Source organism: Amycolatopsis sp. NPDC059657 (assembly GCF_042734395.1).
Lineage (GTDB): Bacteria > Actinomycetota > Actinomycetes > Mycobacteriales > Pseudonocardiaceae > Amycolatopsis.
Window position 1 is genome coordinate 1 of record NZ_JBHWEB010000010.1, and the last position, 26,590, is coordinate 26,590.

Consider the following 26,590-nt stretch of genomic DNA (forward strand, 5'->3'; position numbering starts at 1 on the left):
GGTTCTAACCGGCCGTACCACTCACGACCCCTAGGCGCCGGGCGGGATGAAGGGCAGGGCGCCGGGCGCGCCGTGCTCGGCGAGGCGTAGCAAGGCGTCGGTGTCGAGGTTCTGCGCGACCGCGTCGGCGAGGCGGTCGAGCATGGACTCGCGCAGCGCGCCGAAGCCCGGCGCGCCCTCGGCGGGCGACCACGCGACGCCCGCCTGCGCGGCGGCTTCGGTGAGCCAGGCGCGGCGGAAGGCGTCGTTCTCGAAAGCGCCGTGCCACATGGTTCCCCAGACGTTGCCCGACCGGAACCCGTCGAGAAAACCCTCGGCCGAAGCCGTCGGTTCCGCGATCCCGTGGTGGATCTCGTAGGCCTCGACCCGATGGCCGCGCCAAGTACCTTGAGGCCGCGCGAGCACCTTCGAGCCCGAAAAGACGACCCGCGTAGGCAACAACCCGAGCCCGTTCACCAGCCCGGCACCGGACTCGAGGTCGTCCTCGATCTCCGAACCCAGCATTTGGTAGCCGCCGCAAATCCCCAGCACCGGCCCCGGCCGCCGAACAACGGCATCGGCGAGCCCGCGCTCCCGCAGCCACCGCAGGTCGTCGACGGTCGCGCGAGATCCCGGCAGCACCACGATGTCCGCCGACGCGACCGCGTCCGGATCGGCCGTCAGGCTGACCGAAACCCCCGGTTCCGCGGCAAGCGCGTCGACATCGGTCGCGTTCGAAGCGCGAGGGAACCGGACGACCGCGACCCGCAGCGTGCCACCCGAAGCACCCCAGCCCGCGGCGGCGAGCGCGTCTTCGGAGTCGATCCACACGTCGTGCAGCCACGGGATGACGCCGAGCACCGGACGCCCGGTGAGCCGGTCCAGCGTGTCCAGCCCAGGCCGGAGCAGGCCGACGTCGCCGCGGAACTTGTTGACGATCCAGCCGGAAATGAGCGCCTGGTCCTCCGCGCTGAGCAGCGCGAGCGTCCCGAACATCGACGCCATCACCCCGCCGCGGTCGATGTCGCCGACCACCACCACCGGCAGGCCGAACCGGCGAGCCAGGCCCATGTTCACGTAGTCGCCCGCGCGGAGGTTGATCTCGGCCGGGCTGCCGGCGCCTTCGCAGACGACGACGTCGAAGCGGGCGCGCAGCGAAGCGAAGGTGTCGAAGGCGATCTCGGCGAGTCCCGCCCGGCCGGTCGCGTACTCCCCCGCCTCCAGCGTGCCGAACGGTTTGCCGAGCGCGATGACGTGACTGCGCCTATCGCTGCCCGGTTTCAGCAGCACCGGGTTCATCGCGGCCTCCGGCTCGACCATCGCCGCGCGCGCCTGGACCCATTGGGCGCGGCCGATCTCGGCGCCGTCCGCGCAGACCATCGAGTTGTTGGACATGTTCTGCGCCTTGAACGGCGCGACACGCAGGCCCTGGCGGGCGAGCCAGCGGCAGATCCCGGCGGTGACCAGGCTCTTTCCCGCGTCGGATGTCGTGCCCGCGACGAGCAGGCCCCTCATCGGGCGACCGCCACGGCGACGGCGAGCGCGGCGAACCCGACCATTCGCGACAAGCCGACCGACCGCCGGAGGTCGGCGGCGGTCGGTGTGGGCCCGTCGCCGAGCGTGCCCCGGTCCTCGCTACGGCCGCCGTAGGAGTTGACGCCGCCCAGCCGCACGCCGAGCGCACCCGCGAACGCCGACTCGACCTGGCCCGCGTTCGGGCTGGGGTGGTGCGCGCCGTCGCGTCGCCAGATCCGCCAGGCCCGCCCGGCCGACTTGCCCGCGCACAGCACCGTCAGCAGCGCCCCGATCCGTGACGGCACGAGGTTCGCGACATCGTCGGCGCGCGCGGACGCCCAGCCGAACTTCTCATAACGCTGCGACCGGTAGCCGACCATGGCGTCGAGCGTGTTCAAGGCGCGGTAGCCGAGCAGGCCGGGAATCCCGGCGACACCGCCCCAGAGCAGGGGCGCGATGACGGCGTCCGACGTGTTCTCGGCGATCGACTCGGTCGCCGCGCGTGCCAGTTCGGGTGCTTCGAGGCCGGTGGCGTCGCGCGCGCAGAGGTGCGAGAGCCGTTGCCGCGCGGACGGCAGGTCCGCGTCGTCGAGGAAGCCGGCCATCACCGTGCCCTCGTGCGCGAGCCCCTTGCCGCCGAGAACGACCCAGGTGGCGACCGCGGTCGCCACAAACCGGGCGAACGGACGATTTCGTGTGAAACGCTGGACGAGTACACCCGCGCCGGTCACCGTCCCGGCACAGATCCCGGTGTAGGCCATCCCGGCGAACCGGGAGTCCGACCAGAGCCGCTGTTCGAGCGCACTGGCCGCTTTGCCGAAGGCCGCGACAGGATGGCCTGTGCGGGGGTCACCGAAGACGACGTCAGCCGCGTACCCTGCGACAAGTCCGGCCGCTTGTGAAGATCTACAGCGTGGCACGTGGCGAACAGTAGCGTTTACACCAGAATGCGGGGTTATGACCAAGCTGACGCTCCGGCTCGCGGCGCTTTTGGAGACCGCGGCGCGCACCCTGCGCTCCTACGGGCGCGAAGACGGCAAGGTGCTGGTCCTCGGCGGGGTCAGATCGGGCAAGTCACGGCACGCCGAGGACCTGATGACCCGCCACGGCAACGTCGTGTACGTGGCCGCCGGGCTGCCGCCCACCGATGACGACCCCGAATGGGCCGCGCGGGTCGCCGCGCACCGCGCGCGCAGGCCGTCGACCTGGCGGACGGTCGAGACCGGCGACCTGACGTCGGTGTTGCGCAGCGCGCGCAGCCCGCTGCTGATCGACTGCCTCGGCACCTGGCTCAGCCGCGTGCTCGACGAGGTCGGCGCATGGGACCAGCGCAAGGGCTGGGAACGCCGCCTCGACGACCGGCTCGAGGACTTCCTCGCCGCGTGGGCGAGCGCCGTCGTGCCGATCGTCGCGGTCAGCAACGAGGTCGGCAGCGGTGTGGTGCCCGCGACGTTCTCCGGCAGGCTTTTCCGTGATGTGCTGGGCACCTTGAACAGCCGCGTGGCCGCCGAATCCGATCGGGTCCGGCTCGTCGTCGCGGGGCGTGTCCTCGACCTGCACTAGGAGCGAACGTGAACTTGGACATCCCGCTTCCCGACGAAACGGCGTACGCCGCCGCCCGCACCCGCCTCGACGGGCTGGTCAAGCCGCTGGGCGCGCTCGGCAGGCTGGAGGACCTGGCCGCGTGGCTCAGCGCCGCGCACGGCAGCGTGCCGCCGCGCGAGCTGCGTGACGTGCGGGTGGTCGTCTTCGCCGGTGACCACGGCGTCAGCGGCTGCTCGGCGTATCCGCGCGAGGTCACCGCGGCGATGGTGCGGGTGTTCCTGGCCGGGAAGAGCGGGGTCAGCGTGCTCGCCGGGCTCGTCGGCGCGCGGGTCCGGGTGGTGGACATCGCCGTCGACGACGAGCTCGAAGGCGTGCCCGCCGAGGTTCTGGCGCACAAGATCCGGCGAGGCTCCGGCTCGATCGACGTCGAGGACGCGCTGGCGCCCGGCGAGGCGTTGCGTGCCTTCGAAGCCGGGCGGGCGATCGCCGACGAGGAGATCGACGCGGGCGCGGACCTGCTGATCCCCGGCGACATGGGCATCGGCAACACCGCGGTCGCGGCCGCGCTGGTCGCGGCGCAGCTCGGGGTACCGGTCGACGAAGTGGTCGGCACCGGGACCGGCATCGACGAGGCGGGCAGGCAACGCAAGGTGGCGGTGGTTTCGGCCGCGGTGGCTCGCGCCGGAGCGGTTCAGGACCCGTTCGCGTTGCTGACCGCGCTGGGCAGCGCCTGCGCCGCCGCGACGGCCGGTTTCCTCGTGCAGGGCGCCGTGCGCGGGATTCCCGTGCTGCTGGACGGGGTGTTCTCCGGAGCGGCGGCCGTGGTCGCGCGGGAGATCGCGCCGGGCGCGGAGCGCTGGTGGCTGGCCGGGCATCGCTCGACCGAGCCGTCGCAGGCGTTCGCGTTGAAGGCGCTGGGCCTGGAACCGATCCTCGATCTCGGCCTGCGCCTGGGCGAAGGCAGCGGCGCCGTCCAAGCCGTGCCGACACTGCGCGCCGCCCGTGCGATCCTCGCCGACATGGGCTTGCTCGCCGACTTGGGCTCGTAAGTCTTGCTGAACTCCTTGCGCATGGCCGTGGGCACGCTCACCACGATTCCGGTGCCCGCGCCCACGGTCATCGACAAGCGCGTCGCCGGTGGCGCGATGCTGCTCGCCCCGCTGGCTTCGATCCCGCTCGCCGCCGTGGCCGCGCTGATCGTCTGGGGCGGCGACGCGGCTGGACTGTTCCCGCTCGCGACGGCGGCGCTGGCGTTGGGCGCGGTCGCGCTCGGCAGCCGAGGGTTGCATTTGGACGGTCTGGCCGACACGGCCGACGGGCTCGGCGCGTCGTATGACCGCGAGCGAGCGCTGGAAGTCATGCGGCGCGGCGATTCCGGCCCGACCGGCGTGGCGACACTGGTGCTGGTGCTCCTGGTCCAATGTGGAGCGTTGACCGGCGCGATCCTTCGTGGACACGGGATCGTCGCCGTGGTCATCGCCGTAGTCGCCGGTCGATGCGTGCTCTCGCTCTGCTGCATGCGCGGCATTCCGTCGGCGCGGCCATCCGGACTCGGCGCGACGGTCGCCGAGTCGGTCCCCCGGTATGCGGCCTTGGGCGTCTTGCTGGCGGCAGCGAGTTTGTCGAGCATCTCCCCCGGTTTGCACTGGTGGAACGGATCGCTCGCCATCGTGGCCGGTTATGGCGTCGCGGCGCTGCTGCTCGCCCGCTGCCGTCAACGGCTCGGCGGCGTCACCGGCGACGTGCTCGGCGCGTGCGTCGAGGCCACAGTGGCCACCACGCTCGTGTTTCTGGCGGCTTGAGGTCGTGAGTGGTACGGCCGGTTAGAACCGGCCTTACCACTCACGACCCCTGATAGCGCTGCGCGACAACCGACGGCGTCTCGACATTCTTGCCAGCGCTCAACGACACGGCGAGCCGCACGAACTGAGCCTGCGCCCACGCCAAGGGCGTCGCGGAACCGGTGCCGGTGCCGATGGCGGTGCCACGGTCCCAGACCTGCTCGGGGATCTGCCCGCCCGCGTTGGCCGTCGCGGCCATCGTGCGCAGATAGCCGGTGCCGAGCGCGCCGGTCGCGAGCGCGTACTCGCCGCGTTCACCCGTGAGCACCGGCCACAGGCGGCCGACGCCGACACCGGTGTACGGCCTGCCGTCGGCGGTTTCGCCGTAACCGTCGTGGTTGTAGCGGTACCAGATGTCGCCGGCGGGCGTGGTGACGCGGATCTTGGCGTCGACGACCTTGAGCGAGTCGGTGATGTGCGGATCGTCGGCACGCTTGACGCCCAGCCGGACCAGGTCGAGGAAGCCCATGTCGACGACCGTGCGCTCGTCCCGGTTGCCGCCGCCGTTGGCGATGCCGAGGTTGTGGCCGTCATTGGGGTTGCCGTTGTCGTCGATGCGCTCGTAATACCCGTGCGACGCGAGCGATCCCGTCGTCGTATAGGTCCAGTTGTCGACCTGCGCGCGCCAGGAATCGGCGACCTGGAGGTAATACGACGCGGCGCCGGGGTCGTTGTTGGCGGTCGCGAGGTCGGCGGCGCAGACGAGCGCGGCGATCTCCGCGGCCAGTGTGGACGGGGAGAAACCGCCCGCTTCTTCCCAGCGTTCCTGCGGGGTCGACGGGCCGTGGTGCGACACGAATTCGGCGGACGGCTTGATTTTCGCGTAGGTCGCGGCGTCGCGGCGGCCGAGTTGCCAGGCGAGGATGATCGGGAACGACACCTCGTCCATCTGCAGACTCCCGAAGACGGGGGTGCCGTCGAGCCGGGTGTTCTGCGGATACGAACCGTCGGGGCGGAGCTGGACGTTGAACAGGTAGTCGAGCGCGCGGTTGGCCGCGGCGGAGTCACCGACCGCGATTTCGGCGGTCGCCATCTGATAGAGGTCGCGGGCCCAGACCGCGTGATATCCGGCCGCGCAACAGGAATCGGCGTTCTGCGCGTCGCCCCAGGGAATGCTCAGCGACGCGACGAAGGCGCCGCGGTAGGTCTTGTCCTCGTGCGCCTTGATGGTCATCACCGCTGTCTTGTACTGCTGGGTGATCCCGGTGGTGCTCGACGGCGGCGCGGCGACCGAGTTGAGGTAGTTGTGCCAGCCTGCCTGGTAGCTCGACGAAACCGCCGCCCAGCCGCTGGTGAGCGAGGCCGTCGCGGTGCTCGACGCTTCCGCGCGGCTCGTTCCGAAGCCGAGTGCGAGCGTGAACGTCGTGTCCGTGCCGACCGGGATCTGCGCGGTCTGGACGAGGTTTCCCGGTGTGTCAGCGCTGGTGTACTGGTTCGTCAGAGCGCGATGCTGGGTCAGGTCCTGCCAGCCGTCGCTCGACGAGCCGGAGTAGCCGCTGCTCAGCGCGGTGAAGCCGGTCGAGCTGGCGAGTGCGCTCGCGACGTTGCCGTCGCTGGCTTGGAGTTGCCCGTTCGCGGTCGCGCCGGTGTCGCCCATGCCGGAATTGCCGAGCGAGGGGTTGTAGAGCGCGAAGAGTTTCAGCGCGCCGCCGGTCAGCACCTGGAAGCGGGTGCGGATGAGCAGTGTCGCCCGCGCGGGATCGGTGACGTAGGTCTTGGTGATCCGGTACCGACCGTTGGTCGCGGTGTTGACCTGCTGGTACGTCAGGGAATTCGGGTCGGCGAGGCTCACCTGGTGAGTGGTGGCGGCCTTTTCCTCGTCGGTGAAACTCGTGCCGTCGCTGACCATGTACTGCAGGTCCTGCACGTCGGGCGTGTCGGCCTGCGGGTAGTAGACCTCGTTCACGATGCCCTGGCCGAGTGTGTACCAGAGCTTGGAGGTCGTGGTCGTCGAAGTGCCGACTCCTTCTTTGGCACCACTGGTCCACGCCGACGCTATGCCGGGGGCACCCGGCGCGCCCGCGGCGTACGCGGGAGTGGCCAAGGCGGCGATCAACATGACGGCGAGCAGCAGGCAGCGACGCATGGGAGCCCACCCTAATCGCGCTTCCGGTCAGCGAATACCCGCCGAAAGCAGGGCACGCAGGAAGGCGTCGGTCGTTTCACGGTCACGCACCGCGATACGCAGGTATTCCTTGCTCAGCCCGGGAAAGGTGTCGCCGCGCCTGACCGCGAATCCGGCCTCGCGCAAGGTCAAGCGAATTCGGTCGGCGTGCGGCAAACGGACCAGCACGAACGGTCCCCTCGGTTCGCCGAGCACTTCGACGCCGAGTTCGTGAAGCCCCGAGATCAGATAGTCGCGGTCGTGTTCCGCGGCGATGGCGAGCTTTTCGGCTTCCTCCAAAGCGGACGGGCGGCTGCACGCGATCATCGCGACGGCGGCCAGTGACGACACCGACCACGGTGGCTGCACCGCGCGCAGCCTGTCCACAATGGACTTTTCGGCGAGTACGTAGCCCGCGCGGAGTCCGGCGATGCCCCAGGTCTTGGTGAGACTGCGGAGCACCGCGAAACCGGGGATTGACTGTCCCGCAAGGCTTTCCGACTCGCCGGGCACCGCGTCGAGGAAGGCCTCGTCGACGACGACCAGCCTGCCGGGCTTGCCGAGCGCCAAAATGTCGGTGGCCGGGTGTAGAACTGAAGTCGGGTTGGTCGGATTGCCCACGAACACGAGATCGGCGTCTTCGGGAACTTCGGTGAGCCGGAAGCCGTTGTCCGGAGAGAGCGCAACGCGGTGCACAGCGTGACCGGCGGCCAGTAGAGCGGCCTCGGGCTCGGTGAACTGCGGATGCACCACAACAGCCTTACGCGGACGGAAGGAGGTAGCTATCAGGGTGAACGCTTCGGCGGCTCCGGCCGTCGGCAAAACTTCATACGAAGGGCGAGAGTGCCTTGCTGCCAAGGCTTCCGTGGCCGCGGTGACGTCAGGGTAAGCGGCGAGGTCGTCGAGTGCGGCGGCGAGTTCGGCGCGCAGCCAGTCCGGCGGAGCGGGCAGGCGGACGTTGACCGCGAGATCCACCAGGCCTTCGCCGACCTCACGGTCGCCGTGATGATGGATGTCGTGCTGGTCGGCATCCCGCTGATCGGCAGCGTGAGCGCCGGGCTCGTCAGCCACCGGGTGCTACCAGGTGGCGGGCGTGCACGGCCGTGGCGAAGCGTCGGGCGAGCTCGGGATAACCGGCCCAGTGGACGTGCAGGTACGAGGCGTGCAAGGTCGCCGAGGCGAAGCCGTCGGGTGTGCGATCCCAGCCCCAGGCCGGGTTCGGCCCGTGGCCGGGTTCCAGCTCGGTGCGGTGGAACTCGTGACCGGTGACACGCTGGCCAGCGGTCGCGACGAGGTTGTCGGCGAGCGCGACCGCCTTGCGGTAGCCGAGCTTGCCGCGCTTGGTCATCTTCGCGGCGGCGTCGAGGACGCCGGTCATCGGGATGCCGTCGATGTCGCGGCTGAGGTAGAGCAGCCCGGCGCATTCGGCGACCACGGGCATGCCGTGCCCGGCCGCGGCGGCGACCGCCTGGCGTAGCGGGACGTTGGCCGAGAGCTCGGCCGCGTGTACCTCGGGGAAGCCGCCGCCGAAGTACAGGCCTGCGCAGCGCTCGGGAAGTTCGGTGTCGCGCAACGGATCGAGGTCGACCACGTCGACACCGGCGGCGGCGAGCAGCTCGACCGTCTCGGTGTAGCGGAAGGTGAACGCGGCCCCGGCCGCGGCGGCGACCACGGCGCGCGGGCCCTCGTGCGTGAGCTCGGGCTGCCAAGCCTTGCCGGTCAGCGGCGCGGCCGAGCGGGCGACCCGGACCACCGCCTCGAGGTCGACGCCACTGGCGACCCAGTCGGCGAGTTCCGGCAGCAGGCGCTGGGATTCCGCGGAGCGCTCGGCGGCGGGCACCAGGCCGAGGTGACGGCTCGGCGCGTGGATGTCGTCGCTGCGCCGCAACGCGCCCAGCAAGGGCACGCCGGTCGCCTCGAGCGCGGTGACGATCTCGTCCTCGTGGCGCTGCGAGCCGAGCTTGTTGAGGATGACGCCGGCGAGCCGCACGCGCGGGTCGTAGTTGGCGAAGCCCAGCACGAGCGCGGCGACGCTGCGGCTGGCCGCGCTGGCGTCGACCACGAGCACGACGGGTGCGCCGAGCAGCCTCGCGACGTGCGCGGTCGAGGCGTAGCCCTCGGTGCCGAGCGCGCCGTCGAACAGGCCCATCACGCCCTCGATCACGGCGATGTCCGCGCCCGCCGAACCGTGCCGCAGCAACGGGACCAGCCGGTCCTCGCCCTGCAGGAACGGGTCGAGGTTGCGGGCCGGCCTGCCGGTGGCGAGCGCGTGGTAGCTCGGGTCGATGAAGTCGGGGCCGACCTTGTGGCCGGAGACGACGTGCCCGCGGGCGCGCAACGCCGCCATCAGGCCCGCGGCGATCGTGGTCTTGCCGTGCCCGGATCCGGGCGCGGCGATGACCACCCGCGCTACCACTCGATGCCCCGCTGGCCCTTTTGCCCCGCGTCCATCGGGTGCTTGATCTTGGTCATCTCGACGACCAGGTCGGCGGCCTCGATGAGCTTCGCGGGCGCGTTGCGGCCGGTGATCACGACATGCTGGTGCCCAGGGCGCGAGGTCAACGCCTCGACCACGTCGTCGACGTCGATCCAGCCCCAGTGCAGCAGATAGCTGAACTCGTCGAGGACATAGAAGTCGTGCTGCTCGGCCACCAGCCGTCGCTTGATCTCGGTCCAGCAGTCGCGGGCGTTGGCGGCGTGGTCCTCGTCGGTGCCGGACTTGCGCGCCCAGCTCCAGCCCTCGCCCATCTTGTGCCACTCGACCGGACCGCCCTGCCCGGTGTCCTCGTGCACCTGGCCGAGCGCGCGGAACGCGGTCTCCTCGCCGACCTTCCACTTCGCCGACTTCACGAACTGGAACACGCCGATCGACCAGCCCTGGTTCCACGCGCGCAGCGCCATCCCGAACGCCGCGGTCGACTTGCCCTTCATCGCGCCGGTGTGCACGGCGAGCAGCGGCCGGTTGCGGCGCTGCCGCGTGGTGAGCCCGTCCTCGGGCACGACTTCCGGTTTGCCCTGCGGCATTACGCGGCCCTCCCGGTCCTGGCGCGCACCGCGCCCGCGAGCGATTCGGCGGCCACCTCGGCCAGCGGCACGTGCTCGGCGCCGAGCCGCGTCGCGAGTTCCGCAGCGAGCCCGAGGCGCATTTTCCCGCTCTCGCAGTCCATCACGACGGCCGCGACGCCGGTACCGGCCAGCAGATCGGCCGCCTGCCGTGAGCGTGCGACGGCGTCGGCGCCACTGGTCGCGCGGCCGTCGGTCACCACGACCAGCAGCGGCCGGCGCCTCGGGTCCCGGATCGCTTCGAGCCGCAACACGTTGGCGGCCTTCAAAAGTCCCTCCGCCAGCGGAGTGCGCCCACCGGTCGGCAAACCCTCCAGGCGGGACGCGGCCGCGTCGACACTGATCGTCGGCGGCAACGCGAGTTCGGCCTCGGCCGCGCGGAACGTCACCAGCCCGACCTTGTCCCGGCGCTGATAAGCGTCCAACAGCAGCGAAAGCACGGCCGATTTGACCTCACGCATGCGCGATTTGGCGCCCATCGAGCCCGACGCGTCCACACAGAACAGCACGAGGTTCCCCTCGCGCCCTTCCCGCAAGGCGAACCGCAGATCCTGACCACGTAGTTCGAGCCCGGCGCCGTCACGCCCGCGCGCGCGCTGATGCGGCGCCGCCGCCCGGATCGTCGCGAGCAGGTGCGGATGCCCTTCGCGCACGCTCGTCGGCTTCACGCCGATCGTCCGCCCGGTGTCGGTGATCGCCCGCGACCGGCGGCCGTGCGCGCCCTCCCCCGTGCCGTCGAGGGTGAACAGCCTGGCCTTGAACGGTTTCCCCGAGCCGACCGTCTGCTGGCCGCCTTGGGTCCCCTGCCCTTCACCGGGCTGGTCGTCCGAGCTTCCGGAAGGCGGTTCTTGCTCGGCGGGTGGCTCGGAGCCTGAGCCAGGGCCATCGTCGTCCGGGCCCTGCGGCGGCTCGGCGTCGCGCAGCGCCTGCTCGAGCTGCTCTTCCTCGATACCCGGCGCGTCGAACGGGTTCCGCCTGCGCCGGTGCGGCAACGCGAGCCGAGCGGCGACGCGGATGTCGTCGGTGGTCACGTCTTCGCGGCCGGACCACGCGGCGTGCGCGACGGCCGTTCGCGCCGTGACGATGTCCGCGCGCATCCCGTCGACCTCGAACGACGCACAGACCTCGGCGATCTGCCGCAGCGCGTCGTCGCCGAGCCGCACGGCGGGCAGAAGTGTCTGTGCCGCTTCGATTTCCGCCGCGAGCTTGGCGTCGTCCTCGGCGTATTGGTCGGCGAAACCGTCCGGGTCGGCCTCGTACGCGAGCCGCCGCCGGACCACCTGGACCCGCTGCTCGGGATCGCGGCTGGACGCGACCTCGACGGTCAGCCCGAACCGGTCGAGCAGCTGCGGGCGCAGCTCGCCCTCCTCCGGGTTCATGGTGCCGATCAGCACGAACCGCGCCGCGTGCGACACCGAAACACCCTCGCGCTCGACCGTCGCGCGGCCCATGGCGGCGGCGTCGAGCAGCGTGTCGACGAGATGGTCGTGCAACAGGTTCACTTCGTCGACGTAGAGCAGCCCGCGATGCGCCGCGGCCAGCAAACCCGGCTGGTAGTCGGTGACGCCTTCGCCGAGCGCGCGTTCGAGGTTGAGCGAGCCGACCACGCGGTCTTCGGCCGCGCCGACCGGGAGTTCGACCAGCCGCGCGGGCCGCCGCTTCGACGTGCCGTCGTGCGGGCCGTCGGGGCAGCCGGGGTCTGGGCTCGCGGGATCACACGAAAACCGGCAATCCTCGACGACGTCGACGCGGGGCAGCAAACCGGCCAGCGCACGCACCATGGTCGACTTCGCGGTGCCCTTCTCGCCACGCACCAGCACTCCGCCGATCGCGGGCGAGATCGCCGAAAGCACCAGCGCCAGCCGCAGATCCTGCATCCCGACAACGGCGGTGAACGGGTAAGGCTTCAAGCTCTGACTCCCGGTTCGACGGCGGTGGCCCGGCCGATCATCGCACAGGAAAAGCGTCGGCTAGCGTGCCGCGAGTGCGCGAAAAATCACCACTGACCGTCGTCGGCATCGGGGCCGACGGCCTCGCCGGGCTGAGCGAAACCGCCCGCGCGGCGGTCACCAGCGCCGACGTCGTCATCGGCGGCACGCGCCACCTCGCCTACCTGCCCGGCGGCGCGGACGGCCCAGTGAAGGTGCCGCTGCCGAGCCCGCTCCTGCCCGGCCTCGACGCGCTGTTCGCCGCGCACGAAGGCCGCCGTGTCTGCGTGCTGGCCAGCGGCGACCCGCTCCTGTCCGGCATCGGCACCACGCTGGCCGCCCGGTTCGAGAACATCGAGATCCTGCCCACGCTCTCGTCGGTGACGCTGGCCCGCGCGCGGCTGCGCTGGTCCGCCGAAACGACCGAAGTGGTCACCGTCGTCGGCCGGAGCCTCCACCGCCTCAACCGCGTGCTCGCGCCCGGCCGCAAGGTACTCGTGCTCGGCACCGACCCGGCCGACGTCGGCGAACTCCTGCGCGCCCGCGGCTTCGGCGAAAGCGACCTGATCGCGCTCGAAGAACTCGGCGGTCCGGCCGAGCGGGTGGTCGACGGGTGGACCGAACGCACCGGACCGCTGACCGTTGTCGCGATCGACTGCCGCGGCTCCGGCTTGTCGCTTGTCGGCGGGCTGCCCGACGACGCGTTCGAGCACGACGGCCAGCTCACCAAGCGCGACCTCCGCGCCAGCGCGCTCGCCCGCCTCGCGCCGATGCCCGGCGAGCTGCTGTGGGACGTCGGCGCGGGTGCGGGCAGCGTCGCGATCGAGTGGTCGCGAACCCACCCGCTGAACCGGGCGATCGCCATCGAACGCGACCAGAAAAGAGCCGAACGCATTGGCCGGAATTCGGCCACCCTCGGCGTTCCCGAACTCCAAGTCGTCGTCGGCCCGGCTCCCGAAGCACTGCGTGACCTGCCGAAACCCGACGCGATCTTCATCGGCGGCGGGCTGACCGTGCCTGGCGTCCTCGACGCCTGCCTCGCGCAGAACTGCCGAGTGGTCGCGCACGGCGTGACCCTCGAATCCGAGCAGACGCTGGCCAAGGCTTATCAAGATCATGGCGGCGAGCTGATCCGGATCTCCGTCGAGCAGGCCGCCCCGCTCGGCGGCTTCACCGGCTGGTCGCCCAGCCGGACCGTCACGCAATGGAGTGTGAACCGGTGACCGTCTACTTCATCGGCGCCGGACCCGGCGCCGCCGATCTGATCACGATTCGTGGCCGCGACCGGCTGGCCGCCTGCGGGCTCGTCCTTTACCCCGGCAGCATGACGCCGACCGACCTTCTGGAGCACTGCTCTCCTCAAGCGATGCTCACGGACACGGCCGGGCTGAATCTCGACCAGATCGCCGAGATCCTCATCAACGCCGAGACCGACGTCGCGCGACTGTGTTCCGGCGACCCGTCGCTCTACAGCGCGGTCGCCGAGCAGATGCGGCGCCTCGACGCGGCCGGGGTGCCCTACGAGGTCATCCCCGGTGTCCCCGCGTTCGCGGCCGCGGCGGCGGTGCTCAAGCGGGAGCTGACCGTGCCCGAGGTCGGCCAGAGCCTGGTCATCACCCGCGCGCAGGCCCGCTCGACCGCGATGCCCGCTGGCGAAGATCTGGCCACCTTCGCGCGCACCGGCACCACGCTCGCGCTGCACCTGGCGATCAACCGGCTCGACCACCTCGTCGAAGAACTGGTCCCGCACTACGGTCCCGACTGCCCGGTCGCCGTCGTCGCACTGGCCAGCCAGCCCGGCGAGGTCATCCTGCGCGGCACGCTGACCACGATTTCCGAGCAGGTCAGCGCGGCCGGGGTCACCAGGGCGGCGATGATCTTCGTCGGGAAGGTGCTCGCCGCCGAAGGGTTCCCCGACAGCTTCCTCTACTCGACCACCCGTGATCGCCAAAGCCAACCGGAGTCGTTATGACACTGCGCTGGGGCCTGCTGGCCGCCGGTTCGATCGCCGAAGAGTTCGCCGCCGCCATCCGCGAAAGCGAGCACGGCACGCTGGCGGCCGTCGCGGCCCGTTCGGCCGACCGGGCCGCCGAATTCGCTGCCCGCCACGAGATCCCGCGCAGCTACGGCGGCTACGACGCGCTGCTCGCCGACCCCGATGTCGACGCCGTCTACGTGTCGACGCCGCATCCGATGCACGCCGAATGGGCGATCAAGGCGGCCGAAGCAGGCAAGCACGTGCTGTGCGAAAAGCCGCTGACGGTGTCAGTCGAAGACGCCGAGCGGGTCATCGAGGCCGCACGGCGCAATGACGTCTTCCTGATGGAGGCGTTCATGTACCGGCTGCACCCGCAGACGCGGAAACTGACCGAACTCATCACTTCCGGTGCGATCGGTGAGGTTCGCGCGGTCGACGTGACCTTCAGCTACGACACGACCGGCTCCGAGCGTGACCGCATCGCCGACCCGGCGCTCGGCGGTGGCGGAATTCTCGACGTCGGGTGCTACTGCGTGTCGGTCGCCAGGCTGGTCTCGCAGGCCGCGACCGGTATCGAAGCGGTCGAACCGACCGACGTGATCGGTATGGCGAAGCTGGACGAAAATGGTGTCGACGAGATCGCCATGGGACTGCTGCGGCTGCCCGGCGGCATCATCGCGCAGATCTCCTGTGGCTTCCGGCTCGCGCAGGACGACCACATCCGCGTCTACGGCACCCGAGGCCAGCTCTTCATCGGCAAGCCGTCCTGGACGTTCGGCATGCGGCGACCGCGGACGTCGACGATCGTGCTCACCCCGACCGGCGGCAAGCCGGAGGAGATCGAGGTCGAGGCCACGAAGGGCCTCTTCGCCCGCGAGGCCGACCACGTCGCGGAACACCTGGCCGCACGCCAGTCGCCGTTGGTGACCTGGCAGGACACGGTGGCCAACATTCGGACACTCGAGCGCTGGGGCGCGGCGGTCCGCACCCCGTGAAGGTCCTCATCCTGGGCGGGACCGGCGAGGCCCGCGCGCTCGCCGAAGCGCTGACCGCACGAGGTGTCCCGATCATCTCGTCGCTCGCCGGCCGGGTGGCGAACCCCAAGCTGCCTGTCGGCGAGGTCCGCGTCGGCGGCTTCGGTGGCCCGGCAGGTCTCGCGGAGTGGCTTCGCGAAAACCACATCGACGCCGTCGTCGACGCGACCCATCCGTTCGCCGAACGCATCGGGGCCTCGGCGTTCGAAGCCGCCGCGACCGCGCAGGTCCGCCTGCTCAGGCTGCAACGACCAGGCTGGTCGGAGAGCCCAGGCGACGACTGGCGCTGGGTCGATTCGCTCGACGAGGCGGCCGCGAACCTGCCGGGCGACCGCGTGTTCCTCACCAGCGGACGCCAGGGCCTCGCCGCCTTCGCGGGCAACGACCAGTGGTTCCTGGCCCGCTGCGTCGACCCGCCCGAGCCGCCGCTGCCCCGGCGGATCGAGATCCTGCTCGACCGCGGCCCGTACACCGTCGACGGTGAGACCCGGCTGCTCCGAGAGCACCGGATCGACGTGCTGGTCACCAAGGACAGCGGCGGTTCGATGACCTCGGCCAAGCTCACCGCCGCCAGGAACCTCCGCGTGCCCGTGGTGGTCGTCCGGCGGCCACCCCGCCCGGATGTCCCCACTGTCAGCGAACCCGGCCAAGCCGTCGATTGGGTGCTCCCATGAACGAGTTCTACGAGTTGCTCACCCGCCGCCGCGACGTCCGCGCCGAGTTCACCGGCGCGCCGCCGAGCCCCGAGGCGCTCGACCGCATGCTCGGCGCCGCGCACAGCGCGCCGAGCGTCGGCCTGACCCAGCCGTGGGACTTCGTGCTGGTCGAAAGCGTCGGCACGCGGCGGAAGTTCGCCGATCACGTCCAGGCCGAGCGTGCCATCTTCGCCGACTCGCTGCCCGAGGAGCGCGCGGCGACCTTCGACCGGATCAAGATCGAAGGGATCATGGAATCCGGGCTCGGCATCGTCGTCACCTACGACGCCGGCCGTGGCTCGCCGGACGTGCTCGGCAGGCACGCCATCGCGGACGCCGGGCTCTACTCGGTCTGCCTGGCGATCCAGAACCTGTGGCTCGCGGCGACCGTCGAAGGCGTCGGTGTCGGCTGGGTGAGCTTTTACCGGGAGCCGTTCCTCGCCGAGCTGGTCGGGCTGCCCGACGGGATCCGCCCGGTCGCCTGGCTCTGCGTGGGCGAAGTGTCCGAACTGGCCACCGTGCCCGATTTGGAACGGCACGGCTGGCGCAGCCGCCGCCCGCTCGAAGCCGCCGTCCACCGCGAGACCTTCCGCCCCTGCATCACCCGTTCGGACGCGACCCGTTAGCGTTGCGCCGATGCGTCTGTTCGCCGTCACGCTCGGGTTGCTGTCCGCGCTCTGCGCGTTCGCCTTCCCGTTCCTGCCTGTCGTGCAGGACACCGCGGAGATCACCTGGCCGACCGGCAACGACACCCGCCAGGTCAACTCGCCGCTGACCGGCTACTGGGCGCAAGACCTCAGCGTCACTCTCCCGTGTCGGACGATCCGCTCCGTCGACGCGCGCTCGGACGGCCCCGCGCTGCTCTTCTCGACCGTGCCCGAGGCACGGACCGAGAACGGCGCGGGCATGCAGCTGCGCATCGACAACGGCCTGCTGCTGGCGTCGCTGCGCGGGCAGCAGATCACCAGGCAGCCGCTGCCGCCGGAGAACTGCGATGTCCGGTTCCGCTCCGACGGCAACCACACCACGCTCAGCGCGGCCAACACCCCGATCTTCGAGTTCAGCGGCGACGACCGGCCGCGCGTGATCGGCATCTACTCCTCGATCAGCAGCGCCAAGGACCCCATCGACGGGCTGCGGGTCTCGATCGTCACCGACACCCGGTACCAGTCGTCGCCGACGGGCTGGAAGGTCGGCGTCGGCGTGCTGGCGATCCTTTCGCTCATCGGCTGCCTGATCGCGGTCGGGAAGCTCGACTCCGGCTTCGCGCGGCGCGCGCCTCGCTGGGCGCCCGCGGGCTGGTGGCGGCTCACCGGCCGCGACGTGACCGTGTTCGCGGTGCTCGGGGCCTGGGTCTTCATCGGCCCGGTCACCTCGGACGACGGCTACATCCTGACCATGGCCAGGGTCACCGAGCAGACCGGCTACCTGCCGAACTATCACCGCTGGTTCGGGGTGGCCGAGGCGCCGTTCGGCTGGTTCTACCACGTGTACGAGCTGATGGCGCACGTCAGCACGGTGCCGCCGTGGATCAGGCTGCCGTCGTTCCTGCTGGGCCTGCTCAGCTGGCTGCTGATCAGCCGCGAGGTGATGCCGAGACTCGGCCCGCAGGTCCGGGTGAGCCGGGCGGCCGGCTGGGCGGCCGCGGCGGTCTTTCTGGTCTGGTGGATGCCGTTCAACAACGGCGTACGGCCGGAGCCGGTCGCGGCTGTCGGCTCGCTGCTGGCCATCTGCGCGGTCGAACGCGCGCTGGTCACACGCCGCCTCTTGCCGATCTGCCTCGGCCTGCTGGCCGCCGCGTTGACGTTGGCCGCGACCCCGACCGGCCTGATCGCGGTGGCGCCGTTCCTGGTCGCCGCGCGTCCGTTGTCGAAGATACTGAAGCAGCGCGCGGTCGACGGCTGGCTGCCGGTGCTCGCGCCGATCCTCGGCGCCGGGCTGCTGGTGCTGACGGTCGTCTTCGCCGACCAGACCTTCGCGACCATCCAGGAGGCCACCCGGATCCGGACGCAGGTCGGCCCGAATCTCTCATGGTTCCAAGAATTTTCGCGCTACCAGCTGCTGTTCGAAAACCTGCCGGACGGGTCCGCGACTCGCCGGTTCCCGGTGCTGCTGGTGCTTTTGTGCACCGGGACCTGCTTGGTCGTGCTGTTGCGTCGCGGCCGGATCCCCGGCGCGGCGCTGGGACCGAGCCGCCGTCTGATCGGGACGACGGCGTTGTTCTTCCTGCTGCTGGCGCTGACCCCGACCAAGTGGACGCACCACTTCGGCGCGTTCGCGGCGGTCGGCGCGTCGATGGCGGCGCTGACCGCGCTCGCGACGAGTTCCGGCGTGCTGCGGTCGAAACGCAACCGGGCGGCGTTCCTGGCCGGGTTGCTGATCATCGCGGCTTGGGCGGCGACCGGGCCGAACGCGTTCTGGTTCGTGTCCAAACTCGGTGTGCCGTGGTTCGCCTCGGCCCCGAAATGGGGGCCGATCTCGCTGTCGACCATCTTCCTGGCGGGCGCGGCGGTGTCGGCGATCATCGCGTTCGCCGAAAACGTCCGCGCGCACCGGCCCGGCCACGAGACCGAGGGACCGGAACGCCGTGGCCGCGCGCTGAAACTCGGCTCGATCTCGCTGGTCGCGGTGTGCGGCGCGGTGGTGGCCAGCGAGGTGATCTCGATGGGCATGGCCATCCACGCGCAGGCTGGCAGCTACAGCCTCGGCTCGGCGAACGTCGGTCATCTGCTCGGCCAGAGCTGCGGGCTGTCCGACCACGTGATGGTCGAGCGAGACGCCATCGCCAGCATGCTCGCCCCGCTGCCGGAAGCCCAGCAGAAGACCGTCACTCCGACGCCGTTGTCGACCGAGAACCCGCTTCCGCCGCCGGATCAGGAGATCGGCCGGACACAGACCGGCTTCCACACCCACACGGTCGACGACAAGGACCCGCTCTCCGAGCCGCCACACGGCTTCACCGAGGACAAGGTGTCGATGTGGAGCAGCTACCAGGAGAAGGAGACGCGTGCCGGACGCCTGCGCTCGGATTGGTATGAGCTGACCGAAAAACCGCCATCCGGCCAGGTGGTGGTCGCCGTCGCGGGCGCGGCGGGCAAGGCGGCCACGGTCAGCCTCGAGTACGGCGCACGCACGCCGGACGGGTTCAAGGTCCTCAAGGGCCAGACGCTGCTGCCCGCCGGTGTCGGCAACGGCCAGTGGAACGACGTCCGCGTCAACATGCGTGACCTGCCACCGGAAACGGCCGCGGTCCGGGTGACCGCCATCGACAACGACCTCACCGAAGACGGCTGGGTCGCCGCGACCGCGCCCCGCGTCCCGTCGTTCACGACGTTGACGGACAAGATCGGCAAGAAGCCGGTGTACATGGACTGGCCCGCGTCGTTCGTCTACCCCTGCGCGCAGCCCGCGTTCTCGCACGACGGCATCTCGCAGGTGCCCGCGTACCGCATCACGGCGGGCACGGTCGCGGACGAGGCGAAGTGGTCGAGCAGCGCTACCGGCGGCCCGATCGGCTGGCTCGAGGAGCTGGCCGACCAGCCGGAGGTCCCGAGTTACCTGGTCGGCCAGCCGTTCCAGTCGTGGGGCAAGCTCCTGCAGGTCGAGCCGTACTCCGAAGGCGCGCCACCCACGATCGTCAGAGGCAAGAAGACCGTGCCCGGGTGGTGGTCCCCCGGACCGGGGCCTCAGCAGCCCAATGGCACCAATCCGACCCGCTAATGCTCGTGAGTGGTACGGCCGGTTCTAACCGGCCATACCACTCACGAGCCCTTTAGTGGTAGCGCCGGGGTGTCCAGACCATCGAGGTGCCGTCGGGCCGGGGCGCGACCCGGGTCCTGGACGAGCCGACGATGACCAGGCAGCGCATGTCCACGAAGGCCGTGTCCAGCTCGCCGAGGGTGACCACGCGGACCGATTCGGAGTCGCCGCCGACGTCACGGGCGATGACCACGGGCGTTTCCGGGGCGCGGTGCTTGAGCAGGACTTCCTGCGCGCGCGAAAGCTGGGTCGTACGGCTGAACGAGGCCGGGTTGTACAGCGCCAGCACCAGATCCGAGACACCCGCCGCTTCGAGACGGCGTTCGATGACCTCCCACGACTTCAGGCGATCCGACAGCGAGAGCACGCAGTAGTCGTGGCCGAGTGGCGCGCCGACGCGGGACGCCGCCGCCTGCGCGGCGGTCACGCCAGGCACGACCCGGACCGAAACGTCCTTCCAGCGCGGATCTTCGACCTGTTCGAGCACCGCCGACGCCATCGCGAACACGCCGGGGTCGCCCGAAGACACGACCACTACCCGGTTCCCCGCAGCTGCCAGCTCCAGCGCTTCGACGGCCCGTTCGGCTTCGACACGGTTGCCCGACGCGAGCCGTTGCTGGCCCGCCTTCACCGGAACCCTCGCCAGATAAGGGCCATAGCCCACCAAGTGTGTCCCGGCAGCGAGCTCGACCTCGGCCTCGGGCGTCAGCCATTGCGGACCGGCTGGCCCGAGTCCGACGACCACGACCTCGCCACCGTCGGGCGCCGGAACCGGTTCGGCCGGAGTCGCTTCGACGCCTGAGACCCGTGCCGAGTAAGCCGGGCTCGGCAGCAGCGCCAGCGAGAAGTACGGCACCGAGTCGGGGTCGACGCTGGCAAGGGGCTCGATGCGCTGCTTGCCCCAGGTCGCGCGCTCGATGTACAGCGCCTGGTCGAGTTTGCCCGCCTCGCCGAGTGCCTGCCGCACCGCGCCGAACGTCCGCCCGAGCTTCAACACCGCGGCCGAATCCGTGTCCGCCAGTCGTCGCGCCAGCTCGGGCTGCGACAGCGTTCCCGGCAATACGGTGAGCACCTCGTCGCGCTGGACCAGCGGCCGCCCGAGCACCGCGGACGCCGCGCTCACCGACGTCACACCGGGCACCGCCTCCGCTTCGTACCGGTCGGCGAGCCGCTCGTGCATGTACATGTACGAGCCATAGAAGAACGGGTCACCCTCGCACAGCACGACGACGTTCCGCCCCGCGTCGAGGTGGACGGCGAGCCGTTCCGCGCTCTCGGCGTAGAAGTCGGCGATCGCGCCCTCATACCCGCCGGGGTGATCGGTCGTCTCGGTGGTCACCGGATACACCAGCGCCTCTTCGAGCTGACCCTCACGCAGATACGGCTCGGCGACCGAACGCGCGATGCTCCGGCCGTGCCGGGCGCTGTGATAGGCCACGACATCGGCCTCGCCGATCAGCCTGGCGGCCTTGACCGTCACCAGCTCGGGGTCACCCGGCCCGAGCCCGACACCCCACAGTTTCCCCGAATCGCCGCTCATTCTTCCTCCGTCGCCAACGCATTGACCGCAGCCACCGCCATCGCACTGCCACCGCGCCGCCCGTGCACCACCAGATACGGCGCGGGCGCGCGCTTCACCAGCTCCACTTTGGACTCAGCGGCGCCGATGAACCCCACCGGAACGCCGATGACGGCCGCGGGCGCGCCCACGCCTTCCTCGAGCAGTTCCAGCAGCCGGAACAACGCCGTCGGCGCGTTCCCTATGGCGACGACGGAGCCGGGCAGCTTGTCGCGCCAGAGTTCGAGTGCGGCGGCGGACCGCGTGGTGCCCATCCGTTCGGCGAGCGACGGGACGGACGGGTCGGACAGGGTGCAGAGGACCTCGTTGTCCGCCGGCAGGCGTTTCCTGGTGACACCGCTGGCGATCATCTGCGCGTCACACAGCACCGGTGCGCCGGCGCGCAGCGCCGCGCGGCCGGATTCGACGACGTCGAGCGAGTACTTGAGGTCGTCGACGAGATCGACCATGCCGCACGCGTGGATCATCCGGACGGCCACCACGGCCACGTCCTCCGGCAGTATCGCGAGATCGGCCTCCGCGCGGATGGTGGCGAACGAATGCCGGTAGATCTCCGCGCCGTCGCGGATGTAGTCGATCACTGCGCTCCTTTTCCCAGCAGGAAATCCGCCAGCGCGGCGACGGGCACCCAGGTGCCGTCGACGCGGTAGCCGTCCTCTTCCGCGAGCACGTCGACGTGCCCGGCGGCAGGTTTTCCGCACCGGCGCTCACAACCGGCGAAATGGGCGCGCACGCCGGACACGCGCCGGGCGTCGGCCCGCACATCGGCCCGCGACTTCGCGCAACCGGGCCTGCCGATGCACGCGGTGACCCCGCGTTCGGTCAGCATTCCCGCCAGCGGCTCGGCGTCACGCACGCCGGGCAGGAAGACCGAACGCCATGGCGTGACGACCGCGAACGGCGCCAGCGAGGCGAACAGCCGCAGCCGCGCCGACGTCAGCACCCCGAACTCGGGGGCGACCGCGGCGCCGTCGTCGAGTAAACCGATCGGTATCCCAGGGCGCACCGGCAGGTCGACCGGCGTGACCGTGGTCCCCGGCAACGCGGCGGCCAACGCCGAAGCGTCATGCAGTTCGGAAATCCGCCACTCGCCTTCGCGCGCCTTGAGAAACGCCGAGGCGACCTGAAGCAGAGCTTCGACGGCCTGGTCCGCCTTCACGCGTTTACCGGTGTCGACACCGGCCAGCAACACAGCGCCGTCACGCCAGCAGAGGTCCGCGCCTTCACCGGCGACGTCCCCGCTGCCATCGTCGAAAGCGAACAGGAACCGTCCCGGCAACGCGGCGAGTTCCGGACGGGCACACAACGCGACATCCAGATCGGCCGCCAGCGCTCGCGCCGTCTCGCTGCGAGGAGACGCCAGTATGTTCCGGACCCGCTCATGCGAAGCCGACGGCAGCAAACCCGCCTCGGTCAGCCGCTGGGCCAAACGGGTGGCCGTCCGGTCGAGTCCACGCAGCTGCAGATTCCCCCGTGAAGTCAGGTGGATCTCGCCGTCCGCGAAGCCGTCGGCACACTCCGCGAGAACGTGAAGCTGCTCACTCGTCACGACTCCGCCGGGTAGCCGGACCCGCGCCAGCGCGCCGTCGGCGGCGTCGTGTGGTGCGAAAACACCAGGACACACGTCGGCGCGCACACGGGCAGGGGTGTCCATGATGGTGACTGTACGGATTGCCCGCGCCCGGACAAGAAGCGAGCCAGCGCATAGGGGTGGGTGAACGGATATCTAGGGGAAGTCAACGAGAGTAAGAACACTGCGATCACCCCTAGGCCATGTCACCTTGACGGCGGGGTGCGTCGGCCCGGAGAGTGAGCGGCGCACCCACGCGTCGGCAGGTGGAGGAACCCGGTGTGAGCCCGGGGCGGTCCCGCCACTGTGACCGGAGACCTCTCCGGAAGCCAGGAACTCCGGCGGACGCGTTCGACTACCCGGGGCGAGGACACCCCGAGAGGAGCTCCACGCTGTGATCCTGCTGCTGTCCACATCGGACACCGACCTGCTCAGCGCCCGATCCGGCGAAACCGAGTGGCGGCTCGCCAACCCGGCCAGGCTCGACCTGGCGGACCTGCCCGCGCTGCTCGACGGCGTGAAGATCGCGGTCGTCCGCATCCTCGGCTCCGAGCGCGAGTGGCAGGATGGCCTCGACACGGTCCGCGCGAGCGGCGCGCATGTGGTCGTGCTCGGCGGCGAGCAGACCCCGGACGCCCAGCTCATGAAGCTGTCGACGGTTCCGGCGGGTATCGCCGCCGAGGCGCACGCGTACCTCGCGCAGGGTGGCCCCGAAAACCTGACGCAGTTGCACCGGTTCCTTTCGGACACGCTCCTGCTCACCGGTGACGGCTTCGAACCGCCCGCTCAGCAGCCGCTCTGGGGCGTGCTCGACCGGCCGTCTTCCTCAGGAACCGGCCCGGTCATCGCGATCCTCTACTACCGGGCGCATCACCTGTCCGGGAACACCGCTTTCGTGCACAGCCTCGCCGACGCGATCGAGGCGGCGGGCGGGCGCGCGCTGCCGATCCACTGCGCGTCGCTGCGCACCCGCGAGCCGGAGATGATGACCGAGCTGGCCAAGGCCGACGCGCTGCTGGTCACCGTGCTCGCCGCCGGTGGCACCCGGCCGTCCGAGGTCGGCGCCGGTGGCGACGACGAGGCGTGGGACGTGGCCGAGATGGCCGCGCTCGACATCCCGATCCTGCAGGCGTTGTGCCTGACCAGCGACCACGAGACCTGGGAAGCCAGCGACGAGGGCCTCTCCCCGCTCGACGCCGGCAACCAGATGGCCGTGCCGGAGTTCGACGGCAGGCTGATCACGGTCCCGTTCTCGTTCAAGGAGATCGACGAGGACGGCCTGCCCCGCTACGTCCCGGACGCCGAGCGCGCGTCCCGGGTCGCGCGTATCGCGCTGGCGCACGCCAGGCTGCGCCACACCCCGGCGCCCGAGCGCAAGATCGCGCTGATGCTGTCGGCCTATCCGACGAAGCACTCGCGGGTGGGCAACGCCGTCGGCCTCGACACGCCCGCGTCCGCCATCAAGCTGCTGCGCCGGATGCGCGAGCTCGGCTACGACCTGGGCGACGAGCCGTTCCCCGGTGTCGAACCGACCGGCACCGAGCAGCCGGACGGCGACGCGCTCATCCACGCGCTCATCGCGGCCGGCGGCCAGGATCCCGAGTGGCTCACCGAGGAACAGCTGGCAGGCAACCCGATCCGGGTGCCGGCCGCGCGGTACCAGGAGTGGTTCGACAAGCTGCCCTCTGATCTGCGCGAGGGGATGGAAGAGCACTGGGGTCCCGCGCCAGGTGAGCTCTACGTCGACAACGGCGACATCGTGCTGGCGTCGCTGCAGTCCGGCAACGTCATCCTGATGATCCAGCCACCACGCGGATTCGGCGAGAACCCGGTGGCGATCTACCACAATCCCGACCTGCCGCCGAGTCATCATTACCTCGCCGCGTACCGCTGGCTCGAGGAGGAGTTCGGCGCGCACGCCGTCGTCCACCTGGGCAAGCACGGTTCGCTGGAGTGGTTGCCGGGCAAGACGGCCGGGCTCTCGGCCTCGTGCGCACCGGACGCCGTGCTCGGCAGCCTGCCGCTGATCTACCCGTTCCTGATCAACGACCCCGGCGAGGGCGCGCAGGCCAAGCGCCGCGCGCACGCCACGATCATCGACCACCTCATCCCGCCGATGGCCCGCGCCGAGAGCTACGGCGACATGGCGCGCCTGGAGCAGCTGCTCGACGAGCACGCCAACATCGCCGCGATGGACCCGGCGAAACTGCCCGCGGTCCGCGCCCAGATCTGGACGCTCATCCAGGCCGCCAAGCTCGACCACGACCTCGGTGTCGAGCAGCGCCCGCACGACGCCGAGTTCGACGACTTCCTGCTGCACATCGACGGCTGGCTGTGCGAGGTCAAGGACGCGCAGATCCGCGACGGGCTGCACATCCTCGGCGAGGCGCCCACGGGCGAGGCGCGCGTCAACCTGGTGCTGGCCATGCTGCGCGCCCAGCAGATGTGGGGCGGGCAGCAAGGCGCCGTACCCGGCCTGCGCTCCGCGTTGGGGCTGAAGGAGAACTCCGACGCCCCACTGTCCGAAGTGGACGCTATCGAGCAGAAGGCACGCGCGCTGGTCCTCGCGATGGAGGAACGCGGCTGGGCGCCCGACGCGGCCGCCGAAGTGCTCGATCACCCCGACGAGCAGGTCGAACGGGTGCTCCGCTTCGCGGCGACCGAGATCGTGCCGCGGCTGGCGGGTACCGACGGCGAGATCGACGCCGTGCTGCACGCGCTCGACGGCGGTTACATCGCGGCAGGGCCCAGCGGCTCGCCGCTGCGTGGCCTGATCAACGTGCTCCCGACCGGCCGGAACTTCTACACGGTCGACCCGAAGGCCATCCCGAGCAGGCTGGCCTGGGAGACCGGGCAGCGGCTCGCGGACTCACTGCTTACCCGCTACCGCGAGGACAACGGCGACTGGCCGCGTTCGGTCGGCCTGTCCGTCTGGGGCACGTCGGCGATGCGCACCTCCGGCGACGACGCGGCGGAGGTGCTGGCGCTGCTGGGAGTCCAGCCGATCTGGGACGAGGCGTCGCGCCGGGTGACCGGGATCGAAGCGATCCCGCTGGCCGAGCTCGGCAGGCCGCGCGTTGACGTGACCGTACGCATCAGCGGTTTCTTCCGCGACGCGTTCCCGCACGTCATCAACATGCTCGACGACGCCGTCCAGCTCGTTTCCGGCCTCGACGAGTCCGACGACGACAACTACGTCCGCGCGCACACCCGCGCCGATCTCGCCGCGCACGGCGACACCCGCCGCGCCACCACCCGGATCTTCGGCTCGAAGCCGGGTGCCTACGGCGCCGGGCTGTTGCCGCTGATGGACTCCGGCAACTGGCGCGACAACGCCGACCTCGCCGAGGTCTACGCGGTCTGGGGCGGCTTCGCCTACGGCCGCGGCCTCGACGGCAGGCCCGCCCGCGAGGACATGGAGAACTCGTACAAGCGGATCGTGGTCGCGGCCAAGAACACCGACACCCGCGAGCACGACATCGCCGACTCCGACGACTACTTCCAGTACCACGGCGGCATGATCGCGACCGTCCAGGCGCTCACGGGCACCGCGCCCGTGTCCTACGTCGGCGACAGCACGACCCCGGACGCGGTCCGCACGCGCACGCTCGGCGAAGAGACCGCGCGCGTGTTCCGCGCCCGCGTGGTCAACCCGCGCTGGCTGACCGCGATGCGCAAGCACGGTTACAAGGGCGCGTTCGAACTCGCCGCCACTGTGGACTACCTGTTCGGCTTCGACGCGACCGCGGGCGTGGTCGGCGACTGGATGTACGAAAAGCTGACCGAGTCCTATGTGCTCGACGCCGAGAACCAGGAGTTCATGCGCAAGGCGAACCCGTGGGCCTTGCGCGGGATCATCGAGCGGCTCACCGAAGCCGCCGACCGAGGCCTCTGGGCCGAGCCGGATCAGGACCTGCTCGACCAGATGCGCGAGGTCTACCTGAGCATCGAAGGCGATCTCGAAGGCTAGGGCTCGTGAGTGGTATGGCCGGTTAGAACC

At 70.6% G+C, this 26,590-nt stretch carries 20 protein-coding genes and 1 riboswitch; of the genes, 10 read left to right on the forward strand and 10 right to left on the reverse strand.

Going from position 1 to position 26,590, the window contains the following annotated elements; all coding sequences use genetic code 11:
- Positions 1 to 30 precede the first annotated feature (30 nt).
- Positions 31 to 1,494: a cobyric acid synthase gene (locus ACFV15_RS07730; RefSeq protein WP_378349405.1), complete on the reverse strand. Its 1,464-nt coding sequence runs from the start codon at positions 1,492 to 1,494 to the stop codon at positions 31 to 33.
- On the reverse strand, positions 1,491 to 2,414 hold the full coding sequence (locus tag ACFV15_RS07735) for a cobalamin biosynthesis protein (RefSeq protein WP_378349406.1): 924 nt from the start codon (positions 2,412 to 2,414) through the stop codon (positions 1,491 to 1,493). The genes ACFV15_RS07730 and ACFV15_RS07735 overlap by 4 nt, the downstream gene beginning before the upstream one ends.
- A 37-nt stretch (positions 2,415 to 2,451) precedes the next feature.
- On the opposite strand from ACFV15_RS07735, the gene ACFV15_RS07740 reads away from it, so the two are divergent.
- Genes ACFV15_RS07740 through ACFV15_RS07750 form a run of 3 tightly spaced genes read left to right on the forward strand, consistent with a single transcriptional unit; the run spans position 2,452 to position 4,841 of the window.
- Positions 2,452 to 3,057, forward strand: a complete 606-nt coding sequence (locus tag ACFV15_RS07740) for a bifunctional adenosylcobinamide kinase/adenosylcobinamide-phosphate guanylyltransferase (RefSeq protein ID WP_378349407.1) — start codon at positions 2,452 to 2,454, stop codon at positions 3,055 to 3,057.
- Between the two features lie 14 nt (positions 3,058 to 3,071).
- On the forward strand, positions 3,072 to 4,088 hold the full coding sequence (cobT, locus tag ACFV15_RS07745; RefSeq protein ID WP_378349510.1) for a nicotinate-nucleotide--dimethylbenzimidazole phosphoribosyltransferase: 1,017 nt from the start codon (positions 3,072 to 3,074) through the stop codon (positions 4,086 to 4,088).
- A gap of 21 nt (positions 4,089 to 4,109) precedes the next feature.
- Positions 4,110 to 4,841 carry an adenosylcobinamide-GDP ribazoletransferase gene (locus ACFV15_RS07750; RefSeq protein WP_378349408.1) on the forward strand — a complete coding sequence of 244 codons (732 nt, stop codon included), beginning with the start codon at positions 4,110 to 4,112 and terminating at the stop codon, positions 4,839 to 4,841.
- A gap of 40 nt (positions 4,842 to 4,881) precedes the next feature.
- Here ACFV15_RS07750 and ACFV15_RS07755 read toward each other — a convergent pair whose 3' ends face one another.
- From ACFV15_RS07755 to ACFV15_RS07775, 5 genes are read right to left on the reverse strand one after another with little or no spacing between them, the layout of a single operon-like run.
- On the reverse strand, positions 4,882 to 6,966 hold the full coding sequence (locus tag ACFV15_RS07755; protein ID WP_378349409.1) for a glucan 1,4-alpha-glucosidase: 2,085 nt from the start codon (positions 6,964 to 6,966) through the stop codon (positions 4,882 to 4,884).
- A 27-nt stretch (positions 6,967 to 6,993) separates the two neighbouring features.
- On the reverse strand, positions 6,994 to 8,055 hold the full coding sequence (gene cobC / locus ACFV15_RS07760; RefSeq protein WP_378349410.1) for an Rv2231c family pyridoxal phosphate-dependent protein CobC: 1,062 nt from the start codon (positions 8,053 to 8,055) through the stop codon (positions 6,994 to 6,996).
- Positions 8,048 to 9,400, reverse strand: a complete 1,353-nt coding sequence (locus tag ACFV15_RS07765; protein WP_378349411.1) for a cobyrinate a,c-diamide synthase — start codon at positions 9,398 to 9,400, stop codon at positions 8,048 to 8,050. The genes cobC and ACFV15_RS07765 overlap by 8 nt, the downstream gene beginning before the upstream one ends.
- Positions 9,394 to 10,008 (reverse strand): cob(I)yrinic acid a,c-diamide adenosyltransferase, encoded by a 615-nt coding sequence (gene cobO / locus ACFV15_RS07770; protein ID WP_378349412.1) that lies wholly within the window; start codon positions 10,006 to 10,008, stop codon positions 9,394 to 9,396. Before cobO ends, ACFV15_RS07765 begins: the two co-directional genes overlap by 7 nt.
- The gene (locus ACFV15_RS07775; protein WP_378349413.1) at positions 10,008 to 11,957 is read right to left on the reverse strand and encodes a putative cobaltochelatase; all 1,950 of its coding nucleotides are present in this window, start codon (positions 11,955 to 11,957) and stop codon (positions 10,008 to 10,010) included. Before ACFV15_RS07775 ends, cobO begins: the two co-directional genes overlap by 1 nt.
- A gap of 65 nt (positions 11,958 to 12,022) precedes the next feature.
- Here ACFV15_RS07775 and cbiE point away from each other — a divergent pair, with 65 nt between their 5' ends.
- From cbiE to ACFV15_RS07805, 6 genes are read left to right on the forward strand one after another with little or no spacing between them, the layout of a single operon-like run.
- Complete coding sequence (gene cbiE, locus ACFV15_RS07780; protein ID WP_378349414.1) at positions 12,023 to 13,198, forward strand: precorrin-6y C5,15-methyltransferase (decarboxylating) subunit CbiE; 1,176 nt, start codon at positions 12,023 to 12,025, stop codon at positions 13,196 to 13,198.
- Positions 13,195 to 13,947, forward strand: a complete 753-nt coding sequence (cobM, locus tag ACFV15_RS07785; RefSeq protein WP_378349415.1) for a precorrin-4 C(11)-methyltransferase — start codon at positions 13,195 to 13,197, stop codon at positions 13,945 to 13,947. The genes cbiE and cobM overlap by 4 nt, the downstream gene beginning before the upstream one ends.
- On the forward strand, positions 13,944 to 14,948 hold the full coding sequence (locus ACFV15_RS07790) for a Gfo/Idh/MocA family protein (protein ID WP_378349416.1): 1,005 nt from the start codon (positions 13,944 to 13,946) through the stop codon (positions 14,946 to 14,948). The genes cobM and ACFV15_RS07790 overlap by 4 nt, the downstream gene beginning before the upstream one ends.
- Positions 14,945 to 15,661 carry a cobalt-precorrin-6A reductase gene (locus tag ACFV15_RS07795; RefSeq protein WP_378349417.1) on the forward strand — a complete coding sequence of 239 codons (717 nt, stop codon included), beginning with the start codon at positions 14,945 to 14,947 and terminating at the stop codon, positions 15,659 to 15,661. The genes ACFV15_RS07790 and ACFV15_RS07795 overlap by 4 nt, the downstream gene beginning before the upstream one ends.
- Complete coding sequence (gene bluB / locus ACFV15_RS07800; RefSeq protein WP_378349418.1) at positions 15,658 to 16,308, forward strand: 5,6-dimethylbenzimidazole synthase; 651 nt, start codon at positions 15,658 to 15,660, stop codon at positions 16,306 to 16,308. Before ACFV15_RS07795 ends, bluB begins: the two co-directional genes overlap by 4 nt.
- A 10-nt stretch (positions 16,309 to 16,318) precedes the next feature.
- Positions 16,319 to 19,402, forward strand: coding sequence for an arabinosyltransferase domain-containing protein (locus ACFV15_RS07805; RefSeq protein ID WP_378349419.1), 3,084 nt, complete (start codon positions 16,319 to 16,321; stop codon positions 19,400 to 19,402).
- A gap of 52 nt (positions 19,403 to 19,454) precedes the next feature.
- Here the strand turns inward: ACFV15_RS07805 and ACFV15_RS07810 are convergent, their stop codons facing one another.
- The 3 genes from ACFV15_RS07810 to ACFV15_RS07820 are packed head-to-tail and all read right to left on the reverse strand — an operon-like array spanning position 19,455 to position 22,674.
- A complete protein-coding gene (locus ACFV15_RS07810; protein WP_378349420.1) occupies positions 19,455 to 20,981 on the reverse strand; it encodes a precorrin-2 C(20)-methyltransferase in 1,527 nt (508 codons plus the stop codon).
- A complete protein-coding gene (locus ACFV15_RS07815) occupies positions 20,978 to 21,601 on the reverse strand; it encodes a precorrin-8X methylmutase (RefSeq protein WP_378349421.1) in 624 nt (207 codons plus the stop codon). The genes ACFV15_RS07810 and ACFV15_RS07815 overlap by 4 nt, the downstream gene beginning before the upstream one ends.
- The gene (locus ACFV15_RS07820) at positions 21,598 to 22,674 is read right to left on the reverse strand and encodes a precorrin-3B synthase (protein ID WP_378349422.1); all 1,077 of its coding nucleotides are present in this window, start codon (positions 22,672 to 22,674) and stop codon (positions 21,598 to 21,600) included. The genes ACFV15_RS07815 and ACFV15_RS07820 overlap by 4 nt, the downstream gene beginning before the upstream one ends.
- Before the next feature lie 185 nt (positions 22,675 to 22,859).
- Positions 22,860 to 22,929, forward strand: a riboswitch (cobalamin riboswitch).
- A gap of 55 nt (positions 22,930 to 22,984) precedes the next feature.
- Here ACFV15_RS07820 and cobN point away from each other — a divergent pair.
- Positions 22,985 to 26,560 carry a cobaltochelatase subunit CobN gene (gene cobN / locus ACFV15_RS07825; protein WP_378349423.1) on the forward strand — a complete coding sequence of 1,192 codons (3,576 nt, stop codon included), beginning with the start codon at positions 22,985 to 22,987 and terminating at the stop codon, positions 26,558 to 26,560.
- Positions 26,561 to 26,590 lie beyond the last annotated feature (30 nt).

What these genes read in the sequence shown, in the direction of transcription:
- ACFV15_RS07755 (WP_378349409.1), bottom strand. Translation starts at nt 6,966, where the DNA reads ATGCGTCGCTGCCTGCTGCTCGCCGTCATGTTGATCGCCGCCTTGGCC.
- bluB (WP_378349418.1), top strand. Translation starts at nt 15,658, where the DNA reads ATGAACGAGTTCTACGAGTTGCTCACCCGCCGCCGCGACGTCCGCGCC.
- ACFV15_RS07805 (WP_378349419.1), top strand. Translation starts at nt 16,319, where the DNA reads ATGCGTCTGTTCGCCGTCACGCTCGGGTTGCTGTCCGCGCTCTGCGCG.
- ACFV15_RS07750 (WP_378349408.1), top strand. Translation starts at nt 4,110, where the DNA reads ATGGCCGTGGGCACGCTCACCACGATTCCGGTGCCCGCGCCCACGGTC.
- cobO (WP_378349412.1), bottom strand. Translation starts at nt 10,008, where the DNA reads ATGCCGCAGGGCAAACCGGAAGTCGTGCCCGAGGACGGGCTCACCACG.
- ACFV15_RS07820 (WP_378349422.1), bottom strand. Translation starts at nt 22,674, where the DNA reads ATGGACACCCCTGCCCGTGTGCGCGCCGACGTGTGTCCTGGTGTTTTC.
- ACFV15_RS07790 (WP_378349416.1), top strand. Translation starts at nt 13,944, where the DNA reads ATGACACTGCGCTGGGGCCTGCTGGCCGCCGGTTCGATCGCCGAAGAG.
- ACFV15_RS07730 (WP_378349405.1), bottom strand. Translation starts at nt 1,494, where the DNA reads ATGAGGGGCCTGCTCGTCGCGGGCACGACATCCGACGCGGGAAAGAGC.
- ACFV15_RS07740 (WP_378349407.1), top strand. Translation starts at nt 2,452, where the DNA reads ATGACCAAGCTGACGCTCCGGCTCGCGGCGCTTTTGGAGACCGCGGCG.
- ACFV15_RS07810 (WP_378349420.1), bottom strand. Translation starts at nt 20,981, where the DNA reads ATGAGCGGCGATTCGGGGAAACTGTGGGGTGTCGGGCTCGGGCCGGGT.